Source organism: Methylobacterium sp. Leaf102, from assembly GCF_001422425.1.
GTDB lineage: Bacteria > Pseudomonadota > Alphaproteobacteria > Rhizobiales > Beijerinckiaceae > Methylobacterium.
The window spans coordinates 663,982-685,546 of record NZ_LMMX01000001.1; the positions used below are offsets into that span (position 1 = coordinate 663,982).

Here is a 21,565-nt window from a genome sequence, read left to right on the forward strand (position 1 = left end):
GCTCGACCGGAGACCCGAATGCCCGGCATCGCCGCCCGTCGCACCCAGCGCCTCGTCCTCGCTGCCGCCCTCCTCGCCGCACCGGCGGCCTTCGGCCAGGGCGCCGACAATCCCGATTCCGTGAAGCCCCAGGTGAGCGTCGCCGCCGGCAAGCCGGTGCAGATTGCGGTGCTCAATCCGTTGAAGCGCGATTGCAGCCTGGGCGCCGCGCCGACCCTGCGGGTGCCGGGCCTGCCCAAGCACGGCCGGGTCATCGCCACCACGGCCAGCATCGCCACGGGCAAGAAAAACCGCTGCCCGGACCAGAAGGTGTCCGGGCAGGTCGTGGTCTACCAAGCCAACGCCCAGTTCACCGGGTTCGACGAGGTCCAGATCGAAGTCGAGACCGCGGAGGGGGAAGTCCGCCGGGCGACGATCCGCATCGAAGTCACGCAGGCGGGCCTGCCCGCGGGCCAACAGCGGCTGTGAGGGAAGCCCGGGGGCTCGCCGCCGAGTCGCGCGCGTCAGGCCTCCGACTCGATCCGGTCGACGTTCTGCTCCGCTTCGTCGGCGGTATAGCCTTCGAGCCAGTCGGCGCTGTTCTGCGAACCGGCCGGGTACGGGTTGGCGTCGTCCGACAGGCCGGCACGCTTGGCGGCCAATCCCTCTTCCATCACCGTCTGCGATACGAATGCCATGAGGGTCCCTCGCTCGATGCTTGTTCGAGGGGTGAACACCGCTCAGGGCGTTTGGGTCCGTCCGACCCCCACGCCCGTCGAACCGAAGCCGCCCGCGCCGCGCCCGGACCCGGTCTCCACCGGGCCGGACACGAGGGTGAAGGCCGGGCGGACGATGCGGGTGAAGACGAGTTGGGCGATGCGGTCGCCGGGAGCGATGGTCAGGGCCGGGCCCGGTGCCGGGTTGCGGTTCCAGGCCGAGATCATCAGCGGGCCTGTGTAATCGGCGTCGATCACCCCGACGCCGTTGCCGAGCACGAGCCCGTCGCGGTGGCCGAGACCGGAGCGCGGATAGATCAGCGCGCACCAGGACGGGTCGCGGATCGCCACGGCGAACCCCGCCGGGATCAGCACGGCCGGCCCCTGCGGCGCCAGGGTCAAGGGCGCGTCGAGGCAGGCATGCAGGTCGAGGCCGGCGGCCCCGGCGGATCCCCAATGGGGAAACCCCCAGCCGGTCAGGCGCGGGTCGAGCAGACGCAGATCGACGGCGAGTTCGGGCGCGGGCGTCACGCCGCCCGCGCCGCGATGGCCTCCGCCATGGCGACGACCCGCGCCGCCTCGACGGCGTGCAGGCGCTCGATCATCCGCCCCTCGAACGCCACCACGCCGCGCCGGGCATTCGCCGGATCGGCGAAGACCGCCATGATGGCGCGGGCCTCGGTCACGGCCGCATCCGTCGGCCCGAACACCGCGTTGGCGGGCGCGATCTGGTCGGGATGGATCAGCATCTTGCCGTCGAAGCCGCAATCGCGGCCCTGCTCGCACTCGGCCAGAAAGCCGTCGGCGTCGCGAAACGCATTGTAGATGCCGTCGATGACGTCGATCTCGTAGGCGCGGGCGGCGGCGATCACGGTCATCAGCCACGGCAGCAGGGCCGGACGCCCCGGCACGCCGAGGCGGACACGGCTCGCCTTGGCGAGGTCGTTGGGGCCGACGATGAGGCAGGCGAGCCGGGTGTCGACGTCGCGGGCGGAACTGGCGATCTCGCCGATGTGCAGGAGTGCCATGGGGCTCTCGATCATCGCCCACACGCGGGTACGCTCGGGCGCCCCGAGGCGGCGCAGGCGGGAGCCGACGGCCACGAGGGCATCGGAGTGGGTGACCTTCGGCACCAGGATCGCGTCGGGGCCGGCGGGCGCGATGGCGGCGAGGTCCGCCTCGCCCCAGGGGGTGTCGAGGGGATTGATTCGGACCACCACCTCGCGCCGGCCGAAACGCCCGGACCCGACCGCCTCGGCGACGGCCTGGCGCGACGCCTCCTTCGCCTCGGGCGCCACCGCGTCCTCGAGGTCGATCATCACCACGTCGCTGGGAAGCCGGGCCGCCTTCTCGAGGGCTCGCGCATTCGAGCCCGGCATGGACAGGACGCTGCGGCGGGGGCGAATCTCGGTCATGGCGGTCAACCCTGTCGCTCGAATCCGTGCATCGGCCGGGAGCGGTACCGCCCCCGGCGCCGTGATTCAAGGCGAGCGCTCACGTACCCAGCGCGCGTGTCAGCCGCGCGGGCGCGTCGCCATGCGGGCGTCGCGGGCGACCTGCCGTTCGAACCGGCGCGGCGCGAGGTTGTCGCGGGACATGCGCCTGATTCCCAGCACGGTCAGGACGACGGTGGCGAGGGCGAAGGGCCCCCCGACGACGAGGGCCCCGGCGACCTCCGAGCCGAGCAGGGCGCCGGCCGCCTTCACCAGGAAGACGACGAAGAGCATCAGGGCGGCGAGCACGAGCAGCGAGGCCGTGCCGAACGTGGCGATGAGGCCCAGGATCGCCCGGATGTTGCCGTCGGTCTCCCGGCGCAGGAGCTCGAACTCGCCGCCGACGAGGTCGGCCGCATGGCGCACACTGTCGCTCAACAGGGCGCCGACACCTTTCGCCGACGGATCTCGCATAGTGGTCCTCGCTGAGACTCCCCGGGGAGCCGAACGGTGCAACCGTGGCGGGGCCATGCGTGTTCCGCGAAATCGCCGACCCCGGGCAATCAGGCGCCGGCTCCGTCGAGGCGCCGCGTATCGACGAAGGTGCGCCCATCGGCGAAGCGGTAGCTCACGCTCTCGGACAGGCGGCCGTTGGTGCGAATGAGAATCGCGGCGGGGCGGGTGAGGTCGTCGGCCCGGTCGAGGGCTTCGGAGACGCTCATGGGGACATCGCGGCCGCCGCCGAACTGGCGCCACCACTGCACCGCCTTCTCGCGGGGATAGCCGGTCTGTTCGAGGCCGATCCGGACCCGGTGGGTCAGCCCGTCCTCCGTGCGGAACACCACGTCGAGGCTGCCCGACGCGATGTGGCGGGCAAGCTGCCAGCCCCGGATGCCGCGCCACACCGGCACGGCCCGCGATAGGATCGGGTGCTCGTCCTCGGCCGCCGCCTCATGGCTCGGCCCGTCGTCGGCCTCGTCCTCCGGCTCGACCCAGCATCCCTCGCAGGTGCTGGCGTTGAGGGGGATCAGCGCGCCGCAGCCCGGACAGGCTTTCGCCCGCACCTCCCCTTCGCGGCCCTTGATCAGCGCGGCGCTGCGGGCGGTGACGATGTCGACGGGGCCGTGCATCCGCACCAGCCCGGCATAGTCGAGGATCAAGGCATCGGTCTTGCCCGGCGCGGTGCGCAGCGCCCGGCCGACCTGCTGGACGTAGAGCCCGGTGCTCTGGGTCGGGCGCAGGAGGGCGATGAGGTCGACGCGCGGCACGTTGAACCCCGTCGCGAGCACGCCGACGGAGGTCAGGCAGCGCACGCGGCCCGCGCGGAAGTCGCGCACGATCCGGTCGCGCTCGCGCTTGGCCGTCTCGCCCGTCACCATCTCGCAGGAGACCCCTTGCGCCCGCACGGCGTCGCGCACGGCCTCGGCATGGGCCACACCGGCGCAGAAGGCGAGCCAGGCCTTCCTGTCCCGGCCGTAGCCGGCCATCTCCTCCACGGCCGCGCGGGTGATCCAGTCCTGGTTCACCGCCGCCTCCAGGGCGCTCGGGATGTAGTCGCCGCCACGCTTGCCCACGCCGGAGACATCGAGCGCTGTGGCGGTGGCCTTGCAGATCAGGGGCGACAGGTAACCCTGGTGGATGAGGTCGCCGACATTGGCCTCGTAGACGATGCGCTCGAACAAGCGGCCGGCGCCCTCGTCGAGGCGGCCGCTGTCGAGGCGGTAGGGCGTGGCGGTGAGGCCGACGACGCGCAGATCGGGCCGGGCGGCCCGCAGGGCGGCGAGGAAGCGGCCGTAGCGGGTCTCGGCGGCGCGCGGAATCAGGTGGGCCTCGTCCACCACCACGAGGTCGAAGGCGCCGATGGAATCGGTCTGGTTCCAGACCGACTGGATGCCGCAGAACAGGATCTGCGTCGCCGTCTCGCGCCGGCCGAGCCCCGCCGAGTAGATCCCGGCCGGGGCCTCGGGCCAGTACGCGAGGAGTTCGCGGTGGTTCTGAGCGATGAGCTCGCGGGTGTGGGTGACGACGGCGATCCGCGCGCCGGCCTCGCGGGCAATCGTTTCCCGCACCAGGGCCGCGATAACGAAGGCCTTGCCGGCGCCCGTGGGCAGGACGATCAGGCCGTCGCCGGTCTCGGTGCGCCAGGACGCGTAGAGGGCGTCGAGGCTGGCGCGCTGGTAGGGTCTGAGCTCCATCGCCGGGTCTCTACGGCGGTTCGCACGGATGCGGAACACCGGGCGGGCGCAAGGGCCGGCTAATCGGTGCCGCGCACCACCCGGGTGATGCGCTCGACCATGCCCTGCGACAGGCGCACGAACTGCCCGGTGCCGTGGCCGCGCCCGTCCAGCAGCTCGGCGAAGACGGGTTTGGCCGGCTCGCAGGTGAGCGCTTCCACCGGCCGGGTGTTGCGGCGCTTGGCCCGCAGGCGCTCGGCCAGCGCGTCGGGAACGAAGGGATCGCGCAAGCGGGCATCTCCTGTCAGGGCCGTCCTGGGGGGTCGACGCGGGCCTAAGCGCCCCGGGTTGCGGAGGCCTTAAGGCGGCGAAACGGAACTCCCCCTCGCGCCGCCGTGTTTGGCTCAAACCCAAGCGGAGATGGAGATTTCATGTCGGACAGCGTGCTCGCCTCGGTTGCCTTTCCTTCCCTGAACCAGGCTCGTTCGGCGCGCGACCGTCTCGCGCGGGCAGGGTTCGCCCGCAACAGCATCGACATCATCCGCCACGACGACGACTTCTCCGTCGCCATCAACACGCGGCCCGAGAACAAGGCTCGGGCGGAGCGCATCCTCACGGGTTCGCCGCTCGCCGACGACCTGCGCCGCGCCGGCGATTCCGTGGCGACGGCGGTCAACGGCAACCGGGGTCTCGCCCTCGGCCTCGCGGCGCTCGCGGGGTTCGCGTTGTTCGGATTGACGCGACGGCGTTGAAGACCCGTCAGGCCGCCAGCCGCGTCGCGAGTTCGCCGACGCGGCGCAGATCCTGGACGAAGGCCGCATAGGCCTCGTCCTTCGCCCCGTCCGGCAGGCGCAACAGGTAGGACGGGTGGACGGTGATGAACCCGGCGTAGCCCTTGCCGAATTCCGCCGGGCCCCGCGCCCGGGTGACGGGGATCGCCCGACCGGCGAGCGCCAGGACGGCGGTGGCGCCGAGGGCGACGACGAGGCGGGGCGCGACGAAGTCGAGCTCGCGTTCCAGCCACCAGCGGTAGTGGCTGACCTCGCCGGCGGTGGGGTTCTGGTGGATGCGCCGCTTTCCACGCTCCTCGAACTTGAAGTGCTTGACCGCATTGGTGAGGTAGGCGTCCCCACGCACGAGGCCGGCTTCCGCCATGGCCTTCGACAGGAGCTGGCCCGCGGGTCCCACGAAGGGGCGCCCCTGTCGGTCCTCGTGATCGCCGGGCTGCTCGCCCACGAAGGCGATGGCCGCGCCCACCCGTCCTTCGCCCAGAACCGCTTGGGTCGCCCCCGGCACCAGGGGCTCGGAGCGCCGGATGATGGCGTTCAGGGCGTCGAGGGATTCCGGAGCCTGATCCGCCATGGCTGCCACCGCCCGGACGGGATCGCGCTTGATCGCCTTCTGGGGCGCGCGCTCGATCATCGAATCCGTGCGCGACGCCGCCGCTCGGACGAGGCCCGGAATCGCGGCGGTCTCCGGCATGTTGCGCCAGTACTTCTTCGGCATCTCCGCCCGCATGGCGGCCAGGTTGGTGCGGGCGGGATTGAAGGTGCTCTCATAGTAATCGCGCCAGCCCGCTTCGAATCCGTCGCTTGTCGGCGCGTCTTCCCGCCGTCCCGGTGGGCCGAAGGTGAGCGCGGAGGTGTCCCACAGGGCAGACCCCTCGGGGGTGAGAATCGTCCAGTGCAGACTGCGGAAGCGGCCGACGAAGAACGGGGCTGCGGCCTGCAGGATATGGTGATCGGGCTCGAACCAGGCGACGAAGCGCTCCGGCCCCTCACCCTCCACAAGGCGGAAGCGCAGGAAGGCGTGCATCTTGTGCAGGTCGCGGGCGATGGCCTTGGCCATGCGCTCCAGGCGATGAACCAGGGGGTCGCTCGACACTTCGAGCAGGCGGCGCTCGCCGTGGAGGACACGCCAGACGAGGGTGTAGAGCAGGGCGTACCGCTCGGGGTCGCGATGCGGCACCACCCGGGTCACGAGGTCGGCGACCCCGCGCGGCAGGGCCAGCGGCGGCGTCTCGCCCGATTCGTCCGTTGCCCCGAACAGGCCGGGCGCCTCCCCGACGGACCAGACCACGCGTTCGGGTGGGACATCGCCGGCGACGAGGCGCCGGACGGCATTGCGGAATCCCGTGACATCCGCGCCGGCCGCGAGGGACACCGCCCGTGGGCCGGCCCCGAACAGGTCGCCCGGATCCATCGTCAGAACAGGCTCAACTGCTTCGGCGGGTCCGCGAGCCGCGCGCGCAGGTCGAGGCGATCGGTGAGCCCACCGCTTGGGCGATAATCCTCCGTGATGAGGAACGGCCGGGCGCGCTTGAGGCCGGAGGTGAGGCGGGCGACGTCCTCCAGGCGCAGGCGCGTGTGGCGCCGCGCCCGAATGATCTTGTCCACGGCGCGCGCCCCGAGACCCGGCACCCGCAAGAGCCATTCCCGATCGGCCCGGTTCACGTCGAGGGGGAAGTGCGCGCGGTGCTTGAGGGCCCAGGCGAGTTTCGGATCGACGTCGAGGGCGAACATGCCGTCCTCGGTGGCATCGGCGACGTCGTCGGGGGTGAAGCCGTAATACCGCAGCAGCCAATCGCCCTGGTAGAGCCTGTGCTCGCGCTGGAGCGGGGGCGACTTCAACGGCAGGATGGTCGAGCCATCCGGAATCGGGCTGAAGGCCGAGTAATAGACCCGCTTCAGGTTGAACGACCCGTACAGATGCGCGCTCTTGCGCATCAGCGCCTCGTCGGTAGTGGCGTCGGCGCCGACGATGACCTGTGTCGATTGTCCGGCCGGCGAGAACCGGCGCTTTTCGGCCTTCGCCTCGACAATCCGCTCGCCGATCTGCTGAATGGCGTTTTGGATGACCAGACCGTTCTTCTCCGGCGCCAGCCGCTCCAGGCTCACCTCGGTCGGGAGTTCGACGTTGATGGAAAGCCGGTCGGCGTAGAGGCCCGCTTCCTCGATCAGCCAGGGACTCGCTTCCGGGATCGATTTCAGGTGGATGTAGCCGCGAAAGCCGTGGTCGCGCCGGAGCGACTTCGCCACCCGGGTCAGCAATTCCATGGTGTGGTCGGGCGACTTGATGATGCCGGACGAGAGGAACAGGCCCTCGATGTAGTTGCGCTTGTAGAACTCCACCGTGAGGGTCACGACCTCCTCGACGGTGAACTTCGCCCGGGCGACGTTGGACGAGCGCCGGTTGACGCAATAGGCGCAGTCGAACAGGCAGTAGTTCGTCAGCAGGATTTTCAGGAGCGAGATGCAGCGCCCGTCCGGCGTGTAGGCGTGGCAGATGCCCGCCCCCGTGGTCGAACCGAGCTCACCCTTGCCGGCCGTGCGCTTGGGCGCCCCGGAAGAGGAGCACGAGGCGTCGTACTTAGCGGCATCGGCGAGGATGCGCAGCTTCTTCGCGAGGGCTTCGTCCATGGAAGAGAGATGCGCTCCGTTCGCGGTTCGTTCAATTTTTTCTTCGACGAAACACGATCGTGTGCGCTGCCGGATCGTCGCAGCCTCAGGAATCCGCGTCCGGCTCCAGCTCCGCCTCGACGATGCGGCGAGCGAGTCCGTAGGGGAAGCCCGCCCGGGCCATGGCGGCGAGATCGCGGTCGCGGTGGGCCTCGCGGGTGCCGGGCCGGCGCCAGGGTCCGAGCCGCCGGCGCTTGGCATAGGCGTTGGCGGCGGCCTCCTCGGTGTCGGTCCCCTCGGCTTCGGCCTCGTCGCGCTCCGCCGCCATGGCCTCGTCGACGAGGCCGCGCGGCACCCCCTTGGCGGCGAGCTTGGCCGAGAGGGCTCGGGCCGAAGTGCCGCGTCGGCGCAGGGCCGCCATCCGGCCGGCGGTGAAGCGAGCATCGTCGACGAGGCCGGCGCTGACGGCCCGGGCGACCACGGCGTCGATGGTCTCGGCGTGGACGGAGGGGTCCTCGTCGCGCAGACGGCAGCGCTTGTCCACCCGCCGCTGGAGAGTCCGCCGCAGCATCGCCACCGAAGCGCTGTAGCGCTCGAGGTAATGCAGGGCGGCCCGTTCCAGATAGGCCGCGCTCACGGGCCGGGTCGGCTTGACGACCGCCGGCGTGTCCCGGCTCGACCTGTCGAAAGGCGACGTTCCTTTCATGGAAGGCTTGTCATGGAAGGTTTGCTCTCAAAAAGGGCCTGCTCTCAAAAAAGGCTCGCTTCCCAGGGAAGGGGTTGCCCCTCCCCGGCTTGGGATTTGCAACGTTTGAGGCATTCATCGGTTCTTTACGCTTCGGACAGGTTTCCGGTTCAGACTCCCAATAAGGATCCGACCCGGATCGCAAGGATGGACGAGGGCTCGAGCATGCTATGCCGGCATTCCTCCTGAGACGCGAATGGCTCCTCGTCGTGCTGGCCCTCGGCCTCGCGGCCCTGGCCGGAGCGGTGGTGTACCTGTCGCGTCCGACGACGCTCACCGTGGCCGTCGGTCCGCGTGACGGTGCCGAGGCGAACCTGCTCCAGACCTACGCCCGTGCGCTGGCCCGTGGCCACGAGGATGTCCGCCTCAAGGTCATCCCCTATGACGACGTGCGCGATTCCGCCGAAGCCCTCCAGCGCAGCGAGGCCGACCTCGCAGTGGTGCGCCCGGACGTACTGCTGCCCGAGAATGGCCTGACCCTGGCGATCCTGCACGACGAGGCGCTGCTCATCGTCGCCCCCGCGGCGGCGGCCATCGAGAGCTTTCCCGATTTGTCGCGCAAGCGCCTCGGCATTGTCGAACGGCATCAGGCCGACGTGCCGTTCGTGACCAATCTGCTCGGCTTCTACGACTTCACCGCGGAGCCGATCGGCGACGCCGGACCGGACAGGGTCATGGGCCCCGCCCGCGTCGCCCTGGTGCCGTTGAAGCCGGCGGACGTGACGAGCGCCCTGCAGGAGGGTCGCGTCGACGCCGTCGCGGTGATCGCCGCCCCAGCGTCGAAGGCCGCCATCTCCACCGTACGGGCGGTCGAGGCGGCCGCGGCGGACAAGCAGGTGACGTTCGTCTCGGTGCCCGACGGCGAGGCCATCATCCAACGGATGCCCGAACTGCAATCCGTGACGATCCCGGCCGGCACCTTCGGCGGGCGTCCGAAGCGCCCGGAGGAGGACGTGAAGACCGTCGGGGCGTCCTACCGGTTGATGGCTCGGGGTAGCATCAGCCGCATCACCGTCGCCTCCGTCACCCAGCACCTGTTCGAGTGGCGCTCGAAGCTCGCCCCGCAAGCCCCCATCGCCAAGCTGATGAAGGCCCCGGATTTCGATTCGAGCGTCGCCGCCACCAGCGCGCGCCTGCCGAACCATCCGGGCGCGGTGGACTATTTCGAGCGCGAGCAGCAGACCCTGTTCGAGCGCTACGAGGATTACATCTACCTCCTCGCCTTCTTCGGCGGCACCATCGGCTCGGGTATCGCCTGGCTCGGTCAGCGCCTCGCCCGTGAGCAGCGCGAGCGCATCGATGTGGTGCTGGATCGGCTCCTCGATCTCCTGCGCGAGGTGCGGTCGGCGCGCACGCGGGAAGACCTCGACGGTCTCGTGCTCGAGACCGACAGCCTGGTGGCCGACGTGGTCCAGCACGCCCGGGCCCGCAACATCGACACCCGGACGATCAGCGCCCTGATCCTCGCCATCGACGCCGTCCATGCCGCGGTCAACGATGCGCGACGGACCCTGGAAGGGCGCGAGCCGGACGCCGCGCGGACGGCGGCCCGCACCCGCACGGCCCGCCTACTGGCGCTCAACACCCCGGCGGCCGAGTAGACACAGCCTCAAAGTCTGCGGCCGAGCGTTTTCGAAGGATGACGCGGCAGCGCCGCACGGACGGCCCTACGGGCCTCCGCTTTCCGCCAGATCTTCGCCTTCCGCCAGATCTTCGCCTTCCGCTAGGGCGCGCAGGAGGGCGAGGGCCCGGCGGCGGCGCTCCGGCGTTTCGATCTGAAACCACAGCCGCAAGCATTCGTTCGCCTCCGCGGCACTGCTCTGTGCCGTGGTATCCGCGTAGAAATACTCCGTCGGGACGTTGAGTGCGTCAGCGATCTGCCCGACTCGCGCACGAATTCTCTCGTCCCGATCCGCCCGGCGCTGTTTCTCGACCATAAGTCGCACCATGGAACCATTGTGATGGACGACGCCATCTATCAAAAGACATAACCGCGCGGGCCGCAGGCCCGCGATCGCATACGCGATACATCCGCGATGATGCTGAATTGAGGCAGGAGCCGCTCAGTGATCTTCGCGATCGATCCGGTTGGCGCATTGAGCCATGTCAGCCCGGAATGGACCAAACTCACGGGCCAGCCCATCGCCGCCGCCCTGAACGAGGGCTGGCTGTCGTGCCTCCACGACCATGACCGTCCGATCGTCAGGCGGGTCCTGGTGCAGGCGGTCGAGACGGCGTCCGAGTTCTGCATCCAGTTCCGCCTGCGCTCCACGGATGGTGGCGCACGCTGGATCGGCGCCGGCGGTGTTCCCTCGTTCGGCCCGCCGGGCCGCACGTTTCTGGGCTACCTCGGGTCGATGACCGAATTGTCGTTGGACGGGGCGGAGACACCGGCGGCGTTCGGCAACATCGGCCGTTTCGTGCCCCCGCCGCCGCACCCGATGACCACGGCGAGCGACCACCTCGAGACCATCGCCGACCATCTCCTCATCGCCAACGCACTCATCGAGAACGACGGCGCGAAGGCGGCCCTCCCGGGCCTGCGCGAGGCCCTGTACGAGGTGGGGCGGGCCCTGGCCAAGAAGGTCGAGGCGGAACGCAGGCTCAACTGATCCGTCGCAGGCGCGGACGAACGGAAAATCCGACCGGCCATCGGGTTCGCTCCGAAAACCGGCGCCCCCTTCAGGACCGATACCCCTAATATCGGATCGTCGTCCGCAGGCCGAACACCGCAGCGTTGCGGATGCGCCCGGCATCGGGATCGCGCGGGTTGGCGATGCCGCCGCTCGGCCGGAAGATGTACTGCACATCCGGCTGCACGGTCACGCCGGGGCCGAGGACCGCCTGATAGGTCGCCTCCAGCACCGCCTCGCTGCTGCGGCGCGGACCCGGGGCACCGGTGGCCAGGATCGTATCGGTGTCGAAGGCCCGTGCCGTGCGCGACACCCGTGAGAGCGCGAAGGCGATGCCGACGGTGTCGTCGGAGCGTCCCGGCACCAATCCCTTGTAGGCGATACCGGCATCGACATAGAGGTCGATGAGGTTTCGGTCCGAGGGCCCGCCGGCCACGCGAACGAACACGCTGGCGCCGTCGTTGGGGTCGTCGGGTTCCCGGTAGATCGTCTGGTCGATGATGCCGTAGAGGCCGCTGTCGCCCCGGAACCGGCGGGCGATGCCGGTGCTGTCGGGTGAGGCCAGGGGAACGCGGTTCCCGTCGAAGCGCAGGCTGTCGAAGCGCCCGAAATGGTGCCAGCCGCCGAGCGTCACGGTTCCGGCCTCGCCGGTGCTGCCGGGTTCGATGTTGTAGGCGTAGGCGGCCTCGGCGATGACGAGGGCGGGGTCGTTGGTACGAAAGTTGGTGCCGGTGCGGTTGCGCCGCTGCGGGTCGGGATCGGCGCCGGAGCGGGCGGGACCGGCCGGATCGCCGTCGAACACGCCGACCTGCAGCGAGAAATTGGCGTTGGGCACGACTTTCGCCCGGACGCCCGGGACCGCCAGGGGATAGATCGGGCCGCCGCTCGGGATCACCACGGCCATGTTGTTGGGCCAGCCGAAGGTGGAATTGACGAACACGGTGCCGGTCTGGGTCACGGCGAATTCCGTGTCGGCGGCGAGTTGCCCGAACCGCAGCGAGAACCGGTCGTCGAACAGCTTCTGCTCGAAGGAGAGTTCGTAGACGCGCGAGGACGGCAGGGCCTCGATGCCGCTGACCGTGATGATGTTGTCGAGGGTGCCGCGCGACAGGCCCGCACCGTGGATCTGGAACAGGTTGGTGTGCAGGAGCGCCCCCTGCCAGCCGACGAGGGGCCCGAGATCGACATCGATCTCGAGGTCGAGGAGGCCTTCGAGGATCGCGCGCCGCCGCAATCCCCCGGTCGCATTGCCCAGGCCTTCGCCGATGTAGGTCAGGCTGTAGGTGATGCCGCGGGTCTTGAGGAAGGCCCGCAGGCCGAACGGATCGCCGGAGGGACCGAGCTGATCCTCGATGGACGTGTCGAGGTTCGCCGAGGGCCGGGACGAGGTGACCGACTGCGCGACCGAGGTCTGCGGATCGCCGCCGGCCCCCCGGGACGACCCGATGGCGATGGGTTCGGCCGCGATTCGCGCCAGCTCCTCGGCCGGGCTCTGTGCCTGGGCGCCGCGAAGGCTCGCGAGACCGAGCAGGCAGAGGGCGAGGCGAAGGCGGGAGATGGGCGATCTTTCGGGTCGGTGTTCGAAACCGACCCTACCCTGCTTTCATGACGATCCGGAGGGCTCCTCAGCCGGCGTCGTCGAGTTCCGGGCCACGCGTGACATCGAGGCCGCCAGCGCTTCCCGGGGGAGGCCCGACGGTGACGGGACGACCCGATCGCGCGGCTTCGTAGATCGCCTCCATGAGGACGTGGTCCTGAAGGCCCTCCTCGCCGGGGGTACGCGGGCGCCGGTCCTCGAGGATGCACCGGGCCATGTGGTCGATCTCGAGGGCGAACTGGTTCTTCGCCGTCAGCATCCGCGAATCCTGCGATTCCACGGCGCCGTCCGGGTGCGACACCACGAGGTGCTGGCCGCGATACGCGAAGGCGTTGCGCAGGTCGATGTCGGCCCGTTCCGTATGGAGCTGGAGCCGGCGCGACTCGTGGATGCCGTAGCCGGTCATGCATTGGGCGATGAGGCCGGAGGGAAACCGCAAGGTGAACGAGACGGTCTCCTCCACCTCGGCGAACTTCGGATCGCCCGGTGGGGAATAGACGCTCGCCTCCACCGAGACCGGCTCCTCGCCGGTCAGCGCCCGCACGCCGTTGAGGCAGTAGAGACCGATATCCGGCAAGGCCCCCCCACCCGCCAGGGCTTTGCGCAGGCGCCACTGCTCGGGCAGTCCCGTGGTCTGCCCGTTGAAGGCCTGGATCAGGCGCGGCTTGCCGAACTCGCCGGAGCGGGCGAGGCGCGTCACCTCACGGTTGTAGGGCTCGTACTGGCAGCGATAGGCGATCATGAGCTTGAGGTTGGCCTTGGCGCAGGCCTCGATCATCTCACGTGCCTCGGCCGAGGAATTCGCCATGGGCTTCTCGCACAGCACGTGCTTGCCCGCCTTCGCGGCGGCCACGACGTGATCGCGGTGCAGGCCGTTGGGCGTGACGATGTAGACGGCCCTCACGTTCGGGTTCTGCGCCAAGCGCTCCCACCCGTCGTAGCCGTAGACCGCATCGGCCGGTACGCCGTACTGTTCGGCGACGAGGCGGGCCTTGGCTGGCGTGCCCGACATCACGGCCGCGAGGCGCGCGCGCTTCGTCTGCCCGAAGGCCGGCAGGATTTCCTCCAGGCTGAGGCGCCCGAGGCCGACCACGGCGAAGCCCACCCGCTGAGCCGGGGGGAGGGGCGCGGGCGGCGGTGGCGGCACCCGATCGCCGGCGCCGCGCCAGTTCGGAAACATCACCTTGCCGCCCTGCACCGCGCCCGTATCGGCTGGCACGGATGGACCGGGCAGTCCTTGCGCGCCCGCAGCCCCGGTGCCGAGGCCGAGGGCCGCCCCCGTGACCGTCAGGCCGCCGGCGCGCAGAAGGTTTCGTCGGGAAACGGGAAAGTCGTCGCTCATGAATTCACGCCGCTGAAAGCCTCGGACAGGTCGATGACTGTCCGGGAACGCCATGCGGCAGCGCGTGTTCCTGCGTGTGGATGTTTCGGCGGTCAGTCGTCCAGGCCGGCGGCGGCGAGGCGTCCCCGCAGGCCGGAATTCTCCGCCCGGACCGCACGCAGCTCTCGCACCAGATCAAGGGGAACCGTGACGCCGGCGGACTTCTCGGGCGCGAAGCTGATCCCCATGGCGTCGCCCTCGCGCCAGACGAGATGCGCCGTCCGGGTCTCGCGCCGGACGTCGATGGTGACCGGGAAGGTGGCGGGCACCGGCACGGCCGCGCTCACGATGAGCTTGGCTCCCTCCGGACCGACGTTGCGCACGAGGCAGGTGGTAATCGATTCACCGGGGCCGACCTGAAGGCTGGCACCGAGGAGGCTTCGCTGGCGCGGGTCCCGTCGGCGTTCTCGGGGTTCGGTCAAGCGGATCTCCATGGGTTGCGCGACCATACAACCACAACCGCGCCACAATTGATGCGTGCCCTCGTCGCCGTTCCGTCCGCAGCGTTAACGGGGTGCCGACGCGGTGCCCGGAGCCTCGACCTCGCCGCGGCGCTGGAGTTGCAGGGCGATGAACCAGCACAGGGCTGCCCAGGCCGCGCCGACGCACCAGCCGGCGAGCACGTCGCTCGGCCAGTGGACGCCGAGATAGACCCGGCTGAAGCCGACGAGCAGGGTCATGGACACGCCGACCAGCATCACCAGCACCTTGACGCCGCGCTGGCGATCGACCCGGGCGACGAGGGCCGCGAGGGTGAGGTAGGCGATGGCCGACATCATCGCGTGGCCGCTCGGAAAACTCGCGGTGAACACCTCCATGCCGTGGGGCACGAGGTCCGGCCGGGGCCGGTGGTAGAACAGCTTCAGCACCGTGGAGGCGAGCTCGCCCCCGCCGATGGCGGCGACCACGAAGACGGCGATCCGGCGCCGCCCGGTCATGGCGAGGTAGGCCACGGCCGCCACCGTGACGAACACGATGGTGAAGATGCTGCCCAGTCCCGTGATGTCCCGCATGGTCTCCTCGAGCCAGCGCGGCCCGATGGGGTCGGAGAGATCAGCCGGATTGCGCAGGGACAGCAGGATCTTGCGGTCGAGGGCCGCGGTGGAGCCCTCGCCCACTTCGCTCGCCAAAGCAAAGAAGCCGTAGCCGAGCAGGCTCACGGCCAGGAGCGCCACGACGGCCCCGACCTCGTTGAGGCGCAGTGCCAGCCGCAAGGCGTTGGCCCGGCCGATCAACGGGTCGATGCGCCCGAAGGCCGTGAGGGATTTCATCGCGCCGTCGTCCTGTGCTGGCTCACCGGTTCTCTCCAAACGCGAAGGCGGCGCGGCGTTCCCACGGACCGCCGAGATAGCGCCATAGCACGAGGCCCGGCGCCGTGAAGGTGAAGGGCGCGAAGGCGGCCTCGCGCTCGGCCAGCAGCGCGCGGGCGACACCGGCCGTCACCTTGTTCTGGATGGTCACGTGCGGGCGCCAGCCCTGGGCATCCTGGGCGGTGAGGACGGACGCGAACTCATGGGCGAGGCGTCCCCGGAACGCGGAGAGGCCGGGCGCATCGAGCCCATAGGCGACCCCGCGCCCGAGGAAGCGCAGTCCCGTCACGGCCACCTCCGGCGGCGCCTGCGTCCGGGCGAGGGCCACCACCGTCTCGGTGATGCCCGCCTCGTCGAGCCCGGGCAGGTGATGGAACAGGGTGACGTGAGCCGGGATGTGGTTGAGGGCGGCGGGGAAATGCCGTCGGCGCAGGCCGTCGAAATGCGCGAAGGTCTGCGCATCCATCTCCAGGGTCAGGATCAGGGGATCGGACGTGGCGGGGGTTCGCGTCATGGAAACGGCAGATGGCGCAGGCCTAGCCCCGGGTCCAGGGCCTCCCTGTTCAGCGGCCCCATCGGCGTCTAAGGACCGCGCATGCGGCGAAAACACCGGGAGATCGTTCATGTGGGCCGGGACGGCTGGCTCTTCCTGATCGGGGGCAGCAACGGCGTGCTCGCGCAGTACCGCGCGACCCCGTCGCGCTGGTGGCGCCTGCGCGCCTGGGCGAAGCTCATCGAAGCGCGCGCCGCCCGGGCGCGCTCCCTCGGTATCCGCTACGTCCACACCCTCGTGCCGGAGAAGCTGTCCGTCTACGACGACCGCACGGACGGGCTCGGGTTCGATCCGAAGCGCTCGCCGGCCCGGCGCCTGGCCGAGCGGCTGCGAAACGACGCGGCGTTCGTCGATCTGCTCGGGCCGATGCGGGCGGCCCGCGATGGCCCCGTGCCGCTCTACTACCGCACGGACACCCACTGGAACTACGACGGCTGCCTCTTCGCCTATCGCACCCTGCTGCGCGCCTGCGGTGCGGTGCCGCCGCCCGATCTCTTCGACCGGCCGCGCTTCGAGACGACCCGAGTGCGCGATCTCGGCGACAAGCTGTCGAGCCTGCCCGAGGAGACGGCGAGCCACGGGGTCATCGACCGCGACGCGCGGCGCCACTACGCCAGTCCCCTGGTGGAGGCCTACGAGGCGGCGGGACGCGCCCCCGATCTGCATGTCGGCGCCCACGTGATCTATCGCAACGACACCCCCGGCGCGGACCCGCGCACGGTGGTGCTGTTCGGCGATTCCTACGCCCATTTCGCGCCGATCATGCTGACGGGCCTCCTCGCCGAGACGTTTCGCGAGGTGCATTTCGTATGGTCGTCGAGCCTCGACTGGGGCTACGTCGAATCCGTGCGACCGGACCTGCTGCTGTTCGAGATGGCGGAGCGCTTCCTCACCCGCGTGCCGGACGATGCCTTCGACATCCGCGCCTTCCAGAAGGAGGCGCCGCCGGGGCAAGCGGCACCGCAGGCCGCCTGACGGACCGTTCGTGGTGGCGAGGTCCTCTCGACCCATCGCCCCTCGACAGATCGGGACGCCACCATACATCTGCCCCATGACGCACTTTCCGATCTTCCGACTCGCCCTCGTCCTCGCACCCGTCCTCCTCGCCGGCCCCGCCCTGGCGCAGACGGCGGTCAAGCTCGAAGGCCGCTGCGAGAAACTCGTGATCGCCGGGCAGGACCTGACCTCGACGTGCAAGGGCACGCTGATGAACACGGTCTCGCGCAGCCGCACGAGCTTCGACTTCGCGGCCGAGGGACGCGCCCTCAGCTTCAGCGGCAACGGTGCCCAGCAGGAGCGTACGGAAGAGACCGATCCGCTCCAGCCCATCAACCTCGTGATCCCGAGCGAGACGACGAAGGACGGTGTGGTCCAGGGGCCCCTCGTGGCCGTGGGCGCCTGTTCGTTCAGCACGCCGACGCCGGGCAAGACCGCGATCACCTGCGAGGCCAACGCCGCCAAGGGCGCCTACGCGGGCACCTTCGTCACCGACACCAAAGCGCCCCCCGGCGCCCCGGCACAGTAGGACGCGCTCGGGACTGGTTCCGGCACCCGTGCGCGACCATCTCTTGACGGACGGGCGTCCGGATGGACAGACCCGGCTCACGACCGAACATCCCAGACGACGTTTCGAGGAACCGATGCTGAACGACGCGCCCCAGGCGGGCGAACCGACCAAGGACGTGACCACGGCGAGCTTCCGCCAGGATGTCGTCGCCGAATCCATGCAGCAGCCCGTGCTGGTGGATTTCTGGGCGCCCTGGTGCGGCCCCTGCAAGCAGCTCGCCCCCGTGCTGGAGAAGGTGGTCCAGGCCTCGGCCGGGGCCGTGAAGCTCGTCAAGATGAACATCGACGAGCACCCCTCCATCGCCGGCCAGCTCGGCATCCAGTCGATTCCCGCCGTCATCGCCTTCGACAAGGGCCAGCCGGTGGACGGCTTCATGGGCGCCGTGCCCGAGGCCCAAATCAAGGAGTTCATCGAGCGCCTGGCCGGCCCGGCAGGCCCCTCCCCCATCGAGGAGGCCCTGGCCGAGGCCGACGCGATGCTGGGTGTCGGAGACACCGCCGGCGCCGCTCAGCTCTATGCCGCCATCCTCACCGAGGACCCCGGCAACGTCACCGCCATCGCGGCCCTGGCCAAGCTCCAGCTCGACCTCGGCGCCATCGACAAGGCGAAGGAAGTCCTCGCCCTGGCGCCGGCCGACAAGGCGACCGACCCGGCGCTGGTGGGGGTTCGGGCGGCCGTGGAACTCGCCGAGAAGGCCGCCGAACTCGGCGATCTCGGCGCCTTCCAGAGCCGCATCGACGCCGACCCCAACGATCATCAAGCCCGGTTCGACCTCGCGCTCGGCCTCAACGGCCTCAACAAGCGCGACGAGGCCGTGGATCAGCTCATCGAGATCGAGCGGCGGGACCGGACCTGGAACGAGGGCGCGGCGCGCAAGCAGCTGCTCACCTTCTTCGAGGCCTGGGGCCTTATGGACAAGGCCTCGATCCGGGGCCGGCGCCGGTTGTCGACCCTGGTCTTCGCGTGAGGCCGACACTCGGCATCGAGCCAAGGTTTCGCGTGAGGCCGGATTTTCGCGTAAGGCAACGAACCGACGGGGCGACGCGATGAGCACGCATGCGGGCTATAAGGGACCGGGCGACTGCCCCGGGGTGATCCCGGTGTTTCCCCTGCCGGGCGCCTTGTTGCTGCCCCGCGGGCAGATGCCGCTCAACATCTTCGAGCCGCGCTACCTCGCGATGGTGGACGACGCCCTGCGCACGGACCGGATCATCGGCATGATTCAGCCCGACATCGAGAGCGGGACATCGCCGATGACGCCGAAGCTGTTCCGGGTCGGCTGCGCCGGGCGCATCACCCAGTTCGCCGAAACGGGCGACGGGCGCTACCTCATCTCGCTCACGGGCATCGCCCGGTTCCGGGTGGAGAGCGAGATGGCCGTGGCTTCGCGCTACCGCCGCTGTCAGGTGTCCTACGACGACTTCGCCGCCGATTTCGAGCCGCGTGCCGGTGAGGACGCGGTGGACCGCGAGGGCGTCCTCAAGGCCCTCAAGGATTTCGTCGAGGTCAACGACCTCAAGGTCGATTGGGCTGGGATCGAGGAGGCGCCCAACGAGGCGCTGGTCAACGCGCTCTGCATGATGAGCCCGTTCGGCGCCCGCGAGAAGCAGGCGATGCTGGAAGCGCCCGACCTCAAGACACGCGCCGAGGTCTTGATCGCCGTGACCGAAATGGAGTTGGTGCGGGGCTCGGGCACCGAGCCCACCCTTCAGTGACCGTTTCCATAGAGGATGAACGCCCATGGCCGATGACACCCAGAGCCCGGTCGAGGCGACCCGCGTCGACCCGAAGCTCCTCGAACTCCTGGTCTGCCCCCTGACCAAGGACACCCTGGATTACGACTTCGCCCGGCAGGAGCTGATCAGCCGATCGGCCAAGCTCGCCTACCCGATCCGCGACGGCATCCCGATCATGCTGCCCGAAGAGGCGCGGCCCCTGACCGACTGACCCCTCCCCTTCCTCGAAGCCCGGGCGTGCCATGACGAAACCTGCTTTCCTCCGTCGCGCCGTCCTGGCTCTCCTCGCCTGGACCTTGACCGCCAGCATGACCGCCACAGCCGCCGAGCGCCCCCTCGTCGCCATCGTCGCCACCGGCGGCACCATCGCGATGAAGAACGATCCGGCGACCGGGGCGCCGGTGCCGGCCCTGTCGGGAGCCGACCTCGTCGGCGCCGTGCCGAAACTCGGCGAGATCGCCCGGATCGAGGTGACCGAGTTCAGCAACGTCCCGAGCGACTACATGGGCCCGGAGCTCTGGCCCGGACTGTCCGCCAAGGTGGACGAGCTGCTCGCCCGGCCCGACATCGTCGGCGCCGTGGTCCTGCACGGCACCGACACCCTCGACCAGACCGCCTACTTCCTCGACCTCACCCTGCGCAGCACCAAGCCGGTGGTGATGGTGGGGGCCCAGCGGAACGCCTCGGATGCCGACGCGGACGGCAGCCGCAACCTCCTCAACGCCGTCCGGCAGATCCTGTCGCCGGACGCCGTCGACATGGGCGTCACGGTGACCCTCAACCACCGCATCAATGCCGCCCGCGAGGTGCGCAAGACCCATACGAGCAACGTCGAGACCTTCAACTCGGGCGATGCCGGCACCCTCGGCTACGTTGACGAGGACCGGGTGATCTTTTCGCGCAAGTCCCTGCGCCGCCAGACCTTGGCGATCCCCGAGCGCATGCCGCGCATCGATCTCGTGTCGATGTATGCGGGGGCGGACGGCACGCAGGTGCGTCAATCGGCCGATGGCGGCGCCGAGGCCATCGTGGTGGAGGCCTACGGCTTCGGCAACGTGAATGCGGCGATGCACGACGCGATCCAGTACGCCATCGCCAAGGGCGTGCCGGTGATCGTGGCCACCAAGGTCTACAACGGCCGAGCCCTGCCGGTGTACGGCTTCAAGGGTGGCGGCAACACCCTGCTCAAGGCCGGGGCGGTCTTCGCCGACGACCTGACCCCCGACAAGGCCCGGGTGCTCGCTCTTCTGGCGGTGCCCCTGACCAAAGACCGGGCCGCGCTGCAAGCGTATTACAACCGCTGACCGTACCCCCGACGGCATTGGCGTGAGGCAGGGCCGAACCAACAACCGGCTCGCCCCCTCACACCCCCCCAAATACCGCCAAGGTAATTCGCCGTCCCGCGCCAGTCATCGCGGGTTCAGGCCGCGTGTGACATGCCGCTCACCTTGAAACGGTACAGCCCGTCATAATCCTGCCGCTTGCGTGCGTATCCTACGATCACTCTCGATTGATCGTCTGCTTGGAACCCTCGCGCCAACCGCGGCCGGGGCTGGCCGAGCCTTTCGCCAAAGGATGACGCATGACCAGACTCGTCGCACTGTTGACCCTCGGGACCGGCCTCGTCGCCCTCGCGCCGCTGCCCGGTCAGGCCCGTGAGGCCGGCAACTTCAACGGTGCGTGGTCCGTGGATCTGGTGACCGAATCCGGCATGGTCTGCGACAGCCGCTACAGCTACTCCGTCTCGGTGCAGGAAGGCCAGGTCCGCCTCGTCTCGGGGCAGAACGCCAGCATGAGCGGCCGTGTCGGACCGGACGGGACCGTCGGCCTCAGCGTCACCAACGGCACCGCCACGGGTGCGGTCTCGGGCCGGCTTCAGGCGAGCTCCGGCGGCGGCACCTGGAAGGTTTCCTCCCTGTGCTCCGGCCGCTGGACGGCGCGGCGTCACACGACGCGCACCGCCCAGGCGGATTGATCTTTAGTTGCCGGCGAGCCAGGTGCGCGCCTCGTCGATATGGGCGCGGTCGAAGGTCTTGATCGTGGCCGGAGAAACCTTGCCGAAGGTGTCGGCGATCATCCGCAGCCACGACGCGTCGGTGACCAGCGCCACATGGCTGACGCCCTTCATCATGGCGAGGCCGAAACGCGGGTCTTTGAAGAACGCCGCCGGCTCCATGCCCTTGAACTCACGGATATCCTCGAGAAGCTTGAGCTTGCCGCCCTTGTCGAGGTCCGCCTGCATGGCGGTGATGACGGTGTTCATGTCCGCATCGGTGATCTGGCCGTCGACCACGATCTCGGCGACGTTCGAATCCGGCTTCTTCGTATAGGTCAGCACGTGCA

27 protein-coding genes are annotated in these 21,565 nt (G+C 69.7%); 11 read left to right on the top strand and 16 right to left on the bottom strand.

Features of this window, described 5'->3' with window-relative positions; genetic code table 11:
- Window positions 1–18: 18 nt before the first annotated feature.
- On the top strand, window positions 19–468 hold the full coding sequence (locus ASF27_RS03180) for a hypothetical protein (RefSeq protein WP_056265041.1): 450 nt from the start codon (window positions 19–21) through the stop codon (window positions 466–468).
- 35 nt (window positions 469–503) lie between these two features.
- Here ASF27_RS03180 and ASF27_RS22630 read toward each other — a convergent pair whose 3' ends face one another.
- The 6 genes from ASF27_RS22630 to ASF27_RS03205 all read right to left on the bottom strand — a co-directional run bounded on the left by ASF27_RS22630 (window position 504) and on the right by ASF27_RS03205 (window position 4,592).
- Window positions 504–677, bottom strand: a complete 174-nt coding sequence (locus ASF27_RS22630; RefSeq protein ID WP_200918676.1) for a hypothetical protein — start codon at window positions 675–677, stop codon at window positions 504–506.
- A gap of 42 nt (window positions 678–719) precedes the next feature.
- The gene (gene dut / locus ASF27_RS03185) at window positions 720–1,226 is read right to left on the bottom strand and encodes a dUTP diphosphatase (protein ID WP_056357608.1); all 507 of its coding nucleotides are present in this window, start codon (window positions 1,224–1,226) and stop codon (window positions 720–722) included.
- Window positions 1,223–2,110 (bottom strand): CoA ester lyase, encoded by an 888-nt coding sequence (locus ASF27_RS03190; protein ID WP_056357875.1) that lies wholly within the window; start codon window positions 2,108–2,110, stop codon window positions 1,223–1,225. The genes dut and ASF27_RS03190 overlap by 4 nt, the downstream gene beginning before the upstream one ends.
- 99 nt (window positions 2,111–2,209) lie before the next feature.
- Complete coding sequence (locus ASF27_RS03195; RefSeq protein WP_162238632.1) at window positions 2,210–2,566, bottom strand: phage holin family protein; 357 nt, start codon at window positions 2,564–2,566, stop codon at window positions 2,210–2,212.
- A 125-nt stretch (window positions 2,567–2,691) separates the two neighbouring features.
- On the bottom strand, window positions 2,692–4,323 hold the full coding sequence (locus ASF27_RS03200; RefSeq protein WP_056265029.1) for a DEAD/DEAH box helicase: 1,632 nt from the start codon (window positions 4,321–4,323) through the stop codon (window positions 2,692–2,694).
- Between the two features lie 59 nt (window positions 4,324–4,382).
- Entirely contained in the window at window positions 4,383–4,592 is a 210-nt protein-coding gene (locus ASF27_RS03205; RefSeq protein ID WP_056165982.1) for a hypothetical protein, read from the bottom strand.
- Between the two features lie 141 nt (window positions 4,593–4,733).
- On the opposite strand from ASF27_RS03205, the gene ASF27_RS03210 reads away from it, so the two are divergent.
- Window positions 4,734–5,054 carry a hypothetical protein gene (locus tag ASF27_RS03210; protein WP_056165979.1) on the top strand — a complete coding sequence of 107 codons (321 nt, stop codon included), beginning with the start codon at window positions 4,734–4,736 and terminating at the stop codon, window positions 5,052–5,054.
- Window positions 5,055–5,061: 7 nt separating this feature from the next.
- Here ASF27_RS03210 and ASF27_RS03215 read toward each other — a convergent pair whose 3' ends face one another.
- From ASF27_RS03215 to ASF27_RS03225, 3 genes are all read right to left on the bottom strand, one after another.
- Window positions 5,062–6,504, bottom strand: coding sequence for a UdgX family uracil-DNA binding protein (locus ASF27_RS03215; protein ID WP_056357613.1), 1,443 nt, complete (start codon window positions 6,502–6,504; stop codon window positions 5,062–5,064).
- A gap of 2 nt (window positions 6,505–6,506) precedes the next feature.
- The gene (locus tag ASF27_RS03220; protein ID WP_056265020.1) at window positions 6,507–7,721 is read right to left on the bottom strand and encodes a putative DNA modification/repair radical SAM protein; all 1,215 of its coding nucleotides are present in this window, start codon (window positions 7,719–7,721) and stop codon (window positions 6,507–6,509) included.
- Between the two features lie 85 nt (window positions 7,722–7,806).
- A complete protein-coding gene (locus ASF27_RS03225; protein ID WP_056265241.1) occupies window positions 7,807–8,337 on the bottom strand; it encodes a RecX family transcriptional regulator in 531 nt (176 codons plus the stop codon).
- Window positions 8,338–8,615: 278 nt separating this feature from the next.
- Between ASF27_RS03225 and ASF27_RS03230 the strand changes: the two genes are divergently transcribed.
- Window positions 8,616–10,046: a TAXI family TRAP transporter solute-binding subunit gene (locus ASF27_RS03230; RefSeq protein ID WP_056265018.1), complete on the top strand. Its 1,431-nt coding sequence runs from the start codon at window positions 8,616–8,618 to the stop codon at window positions 10,044–10,046.
- Window positions 10,047–10,112: 66 nt separating this feature from the next.
- Here the strand turns inward: ASF27_RS03230 and ASF27_RS03235 are convergent, their stop codons facing one another.
- Window positions 10,113–10,382: a hypothetical protein gene (locus tag ASF27_RS03235; protein ID WP_156467434.1), complete on the bottom strand. Its 270-nt coding sequence runs from the start codon at window positions 10,380–10,382 to the stop codon at window positions 10,113–10,115.
- Between the two features lie 129 nt (window positions 10,383–10,511).
- On the opposite strand from ASF27_RS03235, the gene ASF27_RS03240 reads away from it, so the two are divergent.
- Window positions 10,512–11,057, top strand: a complete 546-nt coding sequence (locus tag ASF27_RS03240; protein WP_056357620.1) for a PAS domain-containing protein — start codon at window positions 10,512–10,514, stop codon at window positions 11,055–11,057.
- Window positions 11,058–11,142: 85 nt separating this feature from the next.
- On the opposite strand, the gene ASF27_RS03245 is transcribed toward ASF27_RS03240, so the two are convergent.
- The 5 genes from ASF27_RS03245 to ASF27_RS03265 form a co-directional block, all read right to left on the bottom strand.
- Window positions 11,143–12,555 (bottom strand): carbohydrate porin, encoded by a 1,413-nt coding sequence (locus tag ASF27_RS03245; protein ID WP_244476567.1) that lies wholly within the window; start codon window positions 12,553–12,555, stop codon window positions 11,143–11,145.
- 148 nt (window positions 12,556–12,703) lie between these two features.
- Complete coding sequence (locus tag ASF27_RS03250) at window positions 12,704–14,017, bottom strand: Gfo/Idh/MocA family oxidoreductase (protein WP_056357627.1); 1,314 nt, start codon at window positions 14,015–14,017, stop codon at window positions 12,704–12,706.
- Window positions 14,018–14,109: 92 nt separating this feature from the next.
- Entirely contained in the window at window positions 14,110–14,478 is a 369-nt protein-coding gene (locus ASF27_RS03255; protein WP_156369072.1) for a hypothetical protein, read from the bottom strand.
- An 84-nt stretch (window positions 14,479–14,562) separates the two neighbouring features.
- The gene (locus ASF27_RS03260) at window positions 14,563–15,327 is read right to left on the bottom strand and encodes a phosphatase PAP2 family protein (RefSeq protein ID WP_056165954.1); all 765 of its coding nucleotides are present in this window, start codon (window positions 15,325–15,327) and stop codon (window positions 14,563–14,565) included.
- Window positions 15,328–15,349: 22 nt separating this feature from the next.
- The gene (locus tag ASF27_RS03265) at window positions 15,350–15,880 is read right to left on the bottom strand and encodes a 2'-5' RNA ligase family protein (protein WP_056165951.1); all 531 of its coding nucleotides are present in this window, start codon (window positions 15,878–15,880) and stop codon (window positions 15,350–15,352) included.
- An 81-nt stretch (window positions 15,881–15,961) separates the two neighbouring features.
- Between ASF27_RS03265 and ASF27_RS03270 the strand changes: the two genes are divergently transcribed.
- The 7 genes from ASF27_RS03270 (at window position 15,962) to ASF27_RS03300 (ending at window position 21,197) form a co-directional block, all read left to right on the top strand.
- Window positions 15,962–16,894 (top strand): hypothetical protein, encoded by a 933-nt coding sequence (locus tag ASF27_RS03270; protein WP_056357631.1) that lies wholly within the window; start codon window positions 15,962–15,964, stop codon window positions 16,892–16,894.
- Window positions 16,895–16,970: 76 nt separating this feature from the next.
- Window positions 16,971–17,444, top strand: a complete 474-nt coding sequence (locus ASF27_RS03275; RefSeq protein ID WP_056265009.1) for a hypothetical protein — start codon at window positions 16,971–16,973, stop codon at window positions 17,442–17,444.
- 115 nt (window positions 17,445–17,559) lie between these two features.
- Window positions 17,560–18,453 carry a thioredoxin gene (gene trxA, locus ASF27_RS03280; RefSeq protein ID WP_056165943.1) on the top strand — a complete coding sequence of 298 codons (894 nt, stop codon included), beginning with the start codon at window positions 17,560–17,562 and terminating at the stop codon, window positions 18,451–18,453.
- 79 nt (window positions 18,454–18,532) lie between these two features.
- Window positions 18,533–19,201 carry an LON peptidase substrate-binding domain-containing protein gene (locus ASF27_RS03285; RefSeq protein ID WP_056165941.1) on the top strand — a complete coding sequence of 223 codons (669 nt, stop codon included), beginning with the start codon at window positions 18,533–18,535 and terminating at the stop codon, window positions 19,199–19,201.
- Between the two features lie 25 nt (window positions 19,202–19,226).
- A complete protein-coding gene (locus ASF27_RS03290; protein ID WP_056165938.1) occupies window positions 19,227–19,433 on the top strand; it encodes a Trm112 family protein in 207 nt (68 codons plus the stop codon).
- Between the two features lie 97 nt (window positions 19,434–19,530).
- Window positions 19,531–20,526 (top strand): asparaginase, encoded by a 996-nt coding sequence (locus ASF27_RS03295; RefSeq protein ID WP_156369084.1) that lies wholly within the window; start codon window positions 19,531–19,533, stop codon window positions 20,524–20,526.
- A gap of 278 nt (window positions 20,527–20,804) precedes the next feature.
- On the top strand, window positions 20,805–21,197 hold the full coding sequence (locus tag ASF27_RS03300; protein ID WP_056165932.1) for a hypothetical protein: 393 nt from the start codon (window positions 20,805–20,807) through the stop codon (window positions 21,195–21,197).
- Window positions 21,198–21,200: 3 nt separating this feature from the next.
- On the opposite strand, the gene ASF27_RS03305 is transcribed toward ASF27_RS03300, so the two are convergent.
- Window positions 21,201–21,560 carry an STAS/SEC14 domain-containing protein gene (locus ASF27_RS03305; protein WP_056166902.1) on the bottom strand — a complete coding sequence of 120 codons (360 nt, stop codon included), beginning with the start codon at window positions 21,558–21,560 and terminating at the stop codon, window positions 21,201–21,203.
- Between the last annotated feature and the right edge of the window lie 5 nt (window positions 21,561–21,565).

Coding starts and splice junctions, on each gene's coding strand:
- ASF27_RS03180 (WP_056265041.1), top strand. CDS start 19: ATGCCCGGCATCGCCGCCCGTCGCACCCAGCGCCTCGTCCTCGCTGCC.
- ASF27_RS22630 (WP_200918676.1), bottom strand. CDS start 677: ATGGCATTCGTATCGCAGACGGTGATGGAAGAGGGATTGGCCGCCAAG.
- ASF27_RS03190 (WP_056357875.1), bottom strand. CDS start 2,110: ATGACCGAGATTCGCCCCCGCCGCAGCGTCCTGTCCATGCCGGGCTCG.
- ASF27_RS03200 (WP_056265029.1), bottom strand. CDS start 4,323: ATGGAGCTCAGACCCTACCAGCGCGCCAGCCTCGACGCCCTCTACGCG.
- ASF27_RS03210 (WP_056165979.1), top strand. CDS start 4,734: ATGTCGGACAGCGTGCTCGCCTCGGTTGCCTTTCCTTCCCTGAACCAG.
- ASF27_RS03215 (WP_056357613.1), bottom strand. CDS start 6,504: ATGGATCCGGGCGACCTGTTCGGGGCCGGCCCACGGGCGGTGTCCCTC.
- ASF27_RS03220 (WP_056265020.1), bottom strand. CDS start 7,721: ATGGACGAAGCCCTCGCGAAGAAGCTGCGCATCCTCGCCGATGCCGCT.
- ASF27_RS03230 (WP_056265018.1), top strand. CDS start 8,616: ATGCCGGCATTCCTCCTGAGACGCGAATGGCTCCTCGTCGTGCTGGCC.
- ASF27_RS03235 (WP_156467434.1), bottom strand. CDS start 10,382: ATGGTCGAGAAACAGCGCCGGGCGGATCGGGACGAGAGAATTCGTGCG.
- ASF27_RS03250 (WP_056357627.1), bottom strand. CDS start 14,017: ATGAGCGACGACTTTCCCGTTTCCCGACGAAACCTTCTGCGCGCCGGC.
- ASF27_RS03260 (WP_056165954.1), bottom strand. CDS start 15,327: ATGAAATCCCTCACGGCCTTCGGGCGCATCGACCCGTTGATCGGCCGG.
- ASF27_RS03265 (WP_056165951.1), bottom strand. CDS start 15,880: ATGACGCGAACCCCCGCCACGTCCGATCCCCTGATCCTGACCCTGGAG.
- ASF27_RS03270 (WP_056357631.1), top strand. CDS start 15,962: ATGCGGCGAAAACACCGGGAGATCGTTCATGTGGGCCGGGACGGCTGG.
- ASF27_RS03275 (WP_056265009.1), top strand. CDS start 16,971: ATGACGCACTTTCCGATCTTCCGACTCGCCCTCGTCCTCGCACCCGTC.
- trxA (WP_056165943.1), top strand. CDS start 17,560: ATGCTGAACGACGCGCCCCAGGCGGGCGAACCGACCAAGGACGTGACC.
- ASF27_RS03285 (WP_056165941.1), top strand. CDS start 18,533: ATGAGCACGCATGCGGGCTATAAGGGACCGGGCGACTGCCCCGGGGTG.
- ASF27_RS03290 (WP_056165938.1), top strand. CDS start 19,227: ATGGCCGATGACACCCAGAGCCCGGTCGAGGCGACCCGCGTCGACCCG.
- ASF27_RS03295 (WP_156369084.1), top strand. CDS start 19,531: ATGACCGCCACAGCCGCCGAGCGCCCCCTCGTCGCCATCGTCGCCACC.
- ASF27_RS03300 (WP_056165932.1), top strand. CDS start 20,805: ATGACCAGACTCGTCGCACTGTTGACCCTCGGGACCGGCCTCGTCGCC.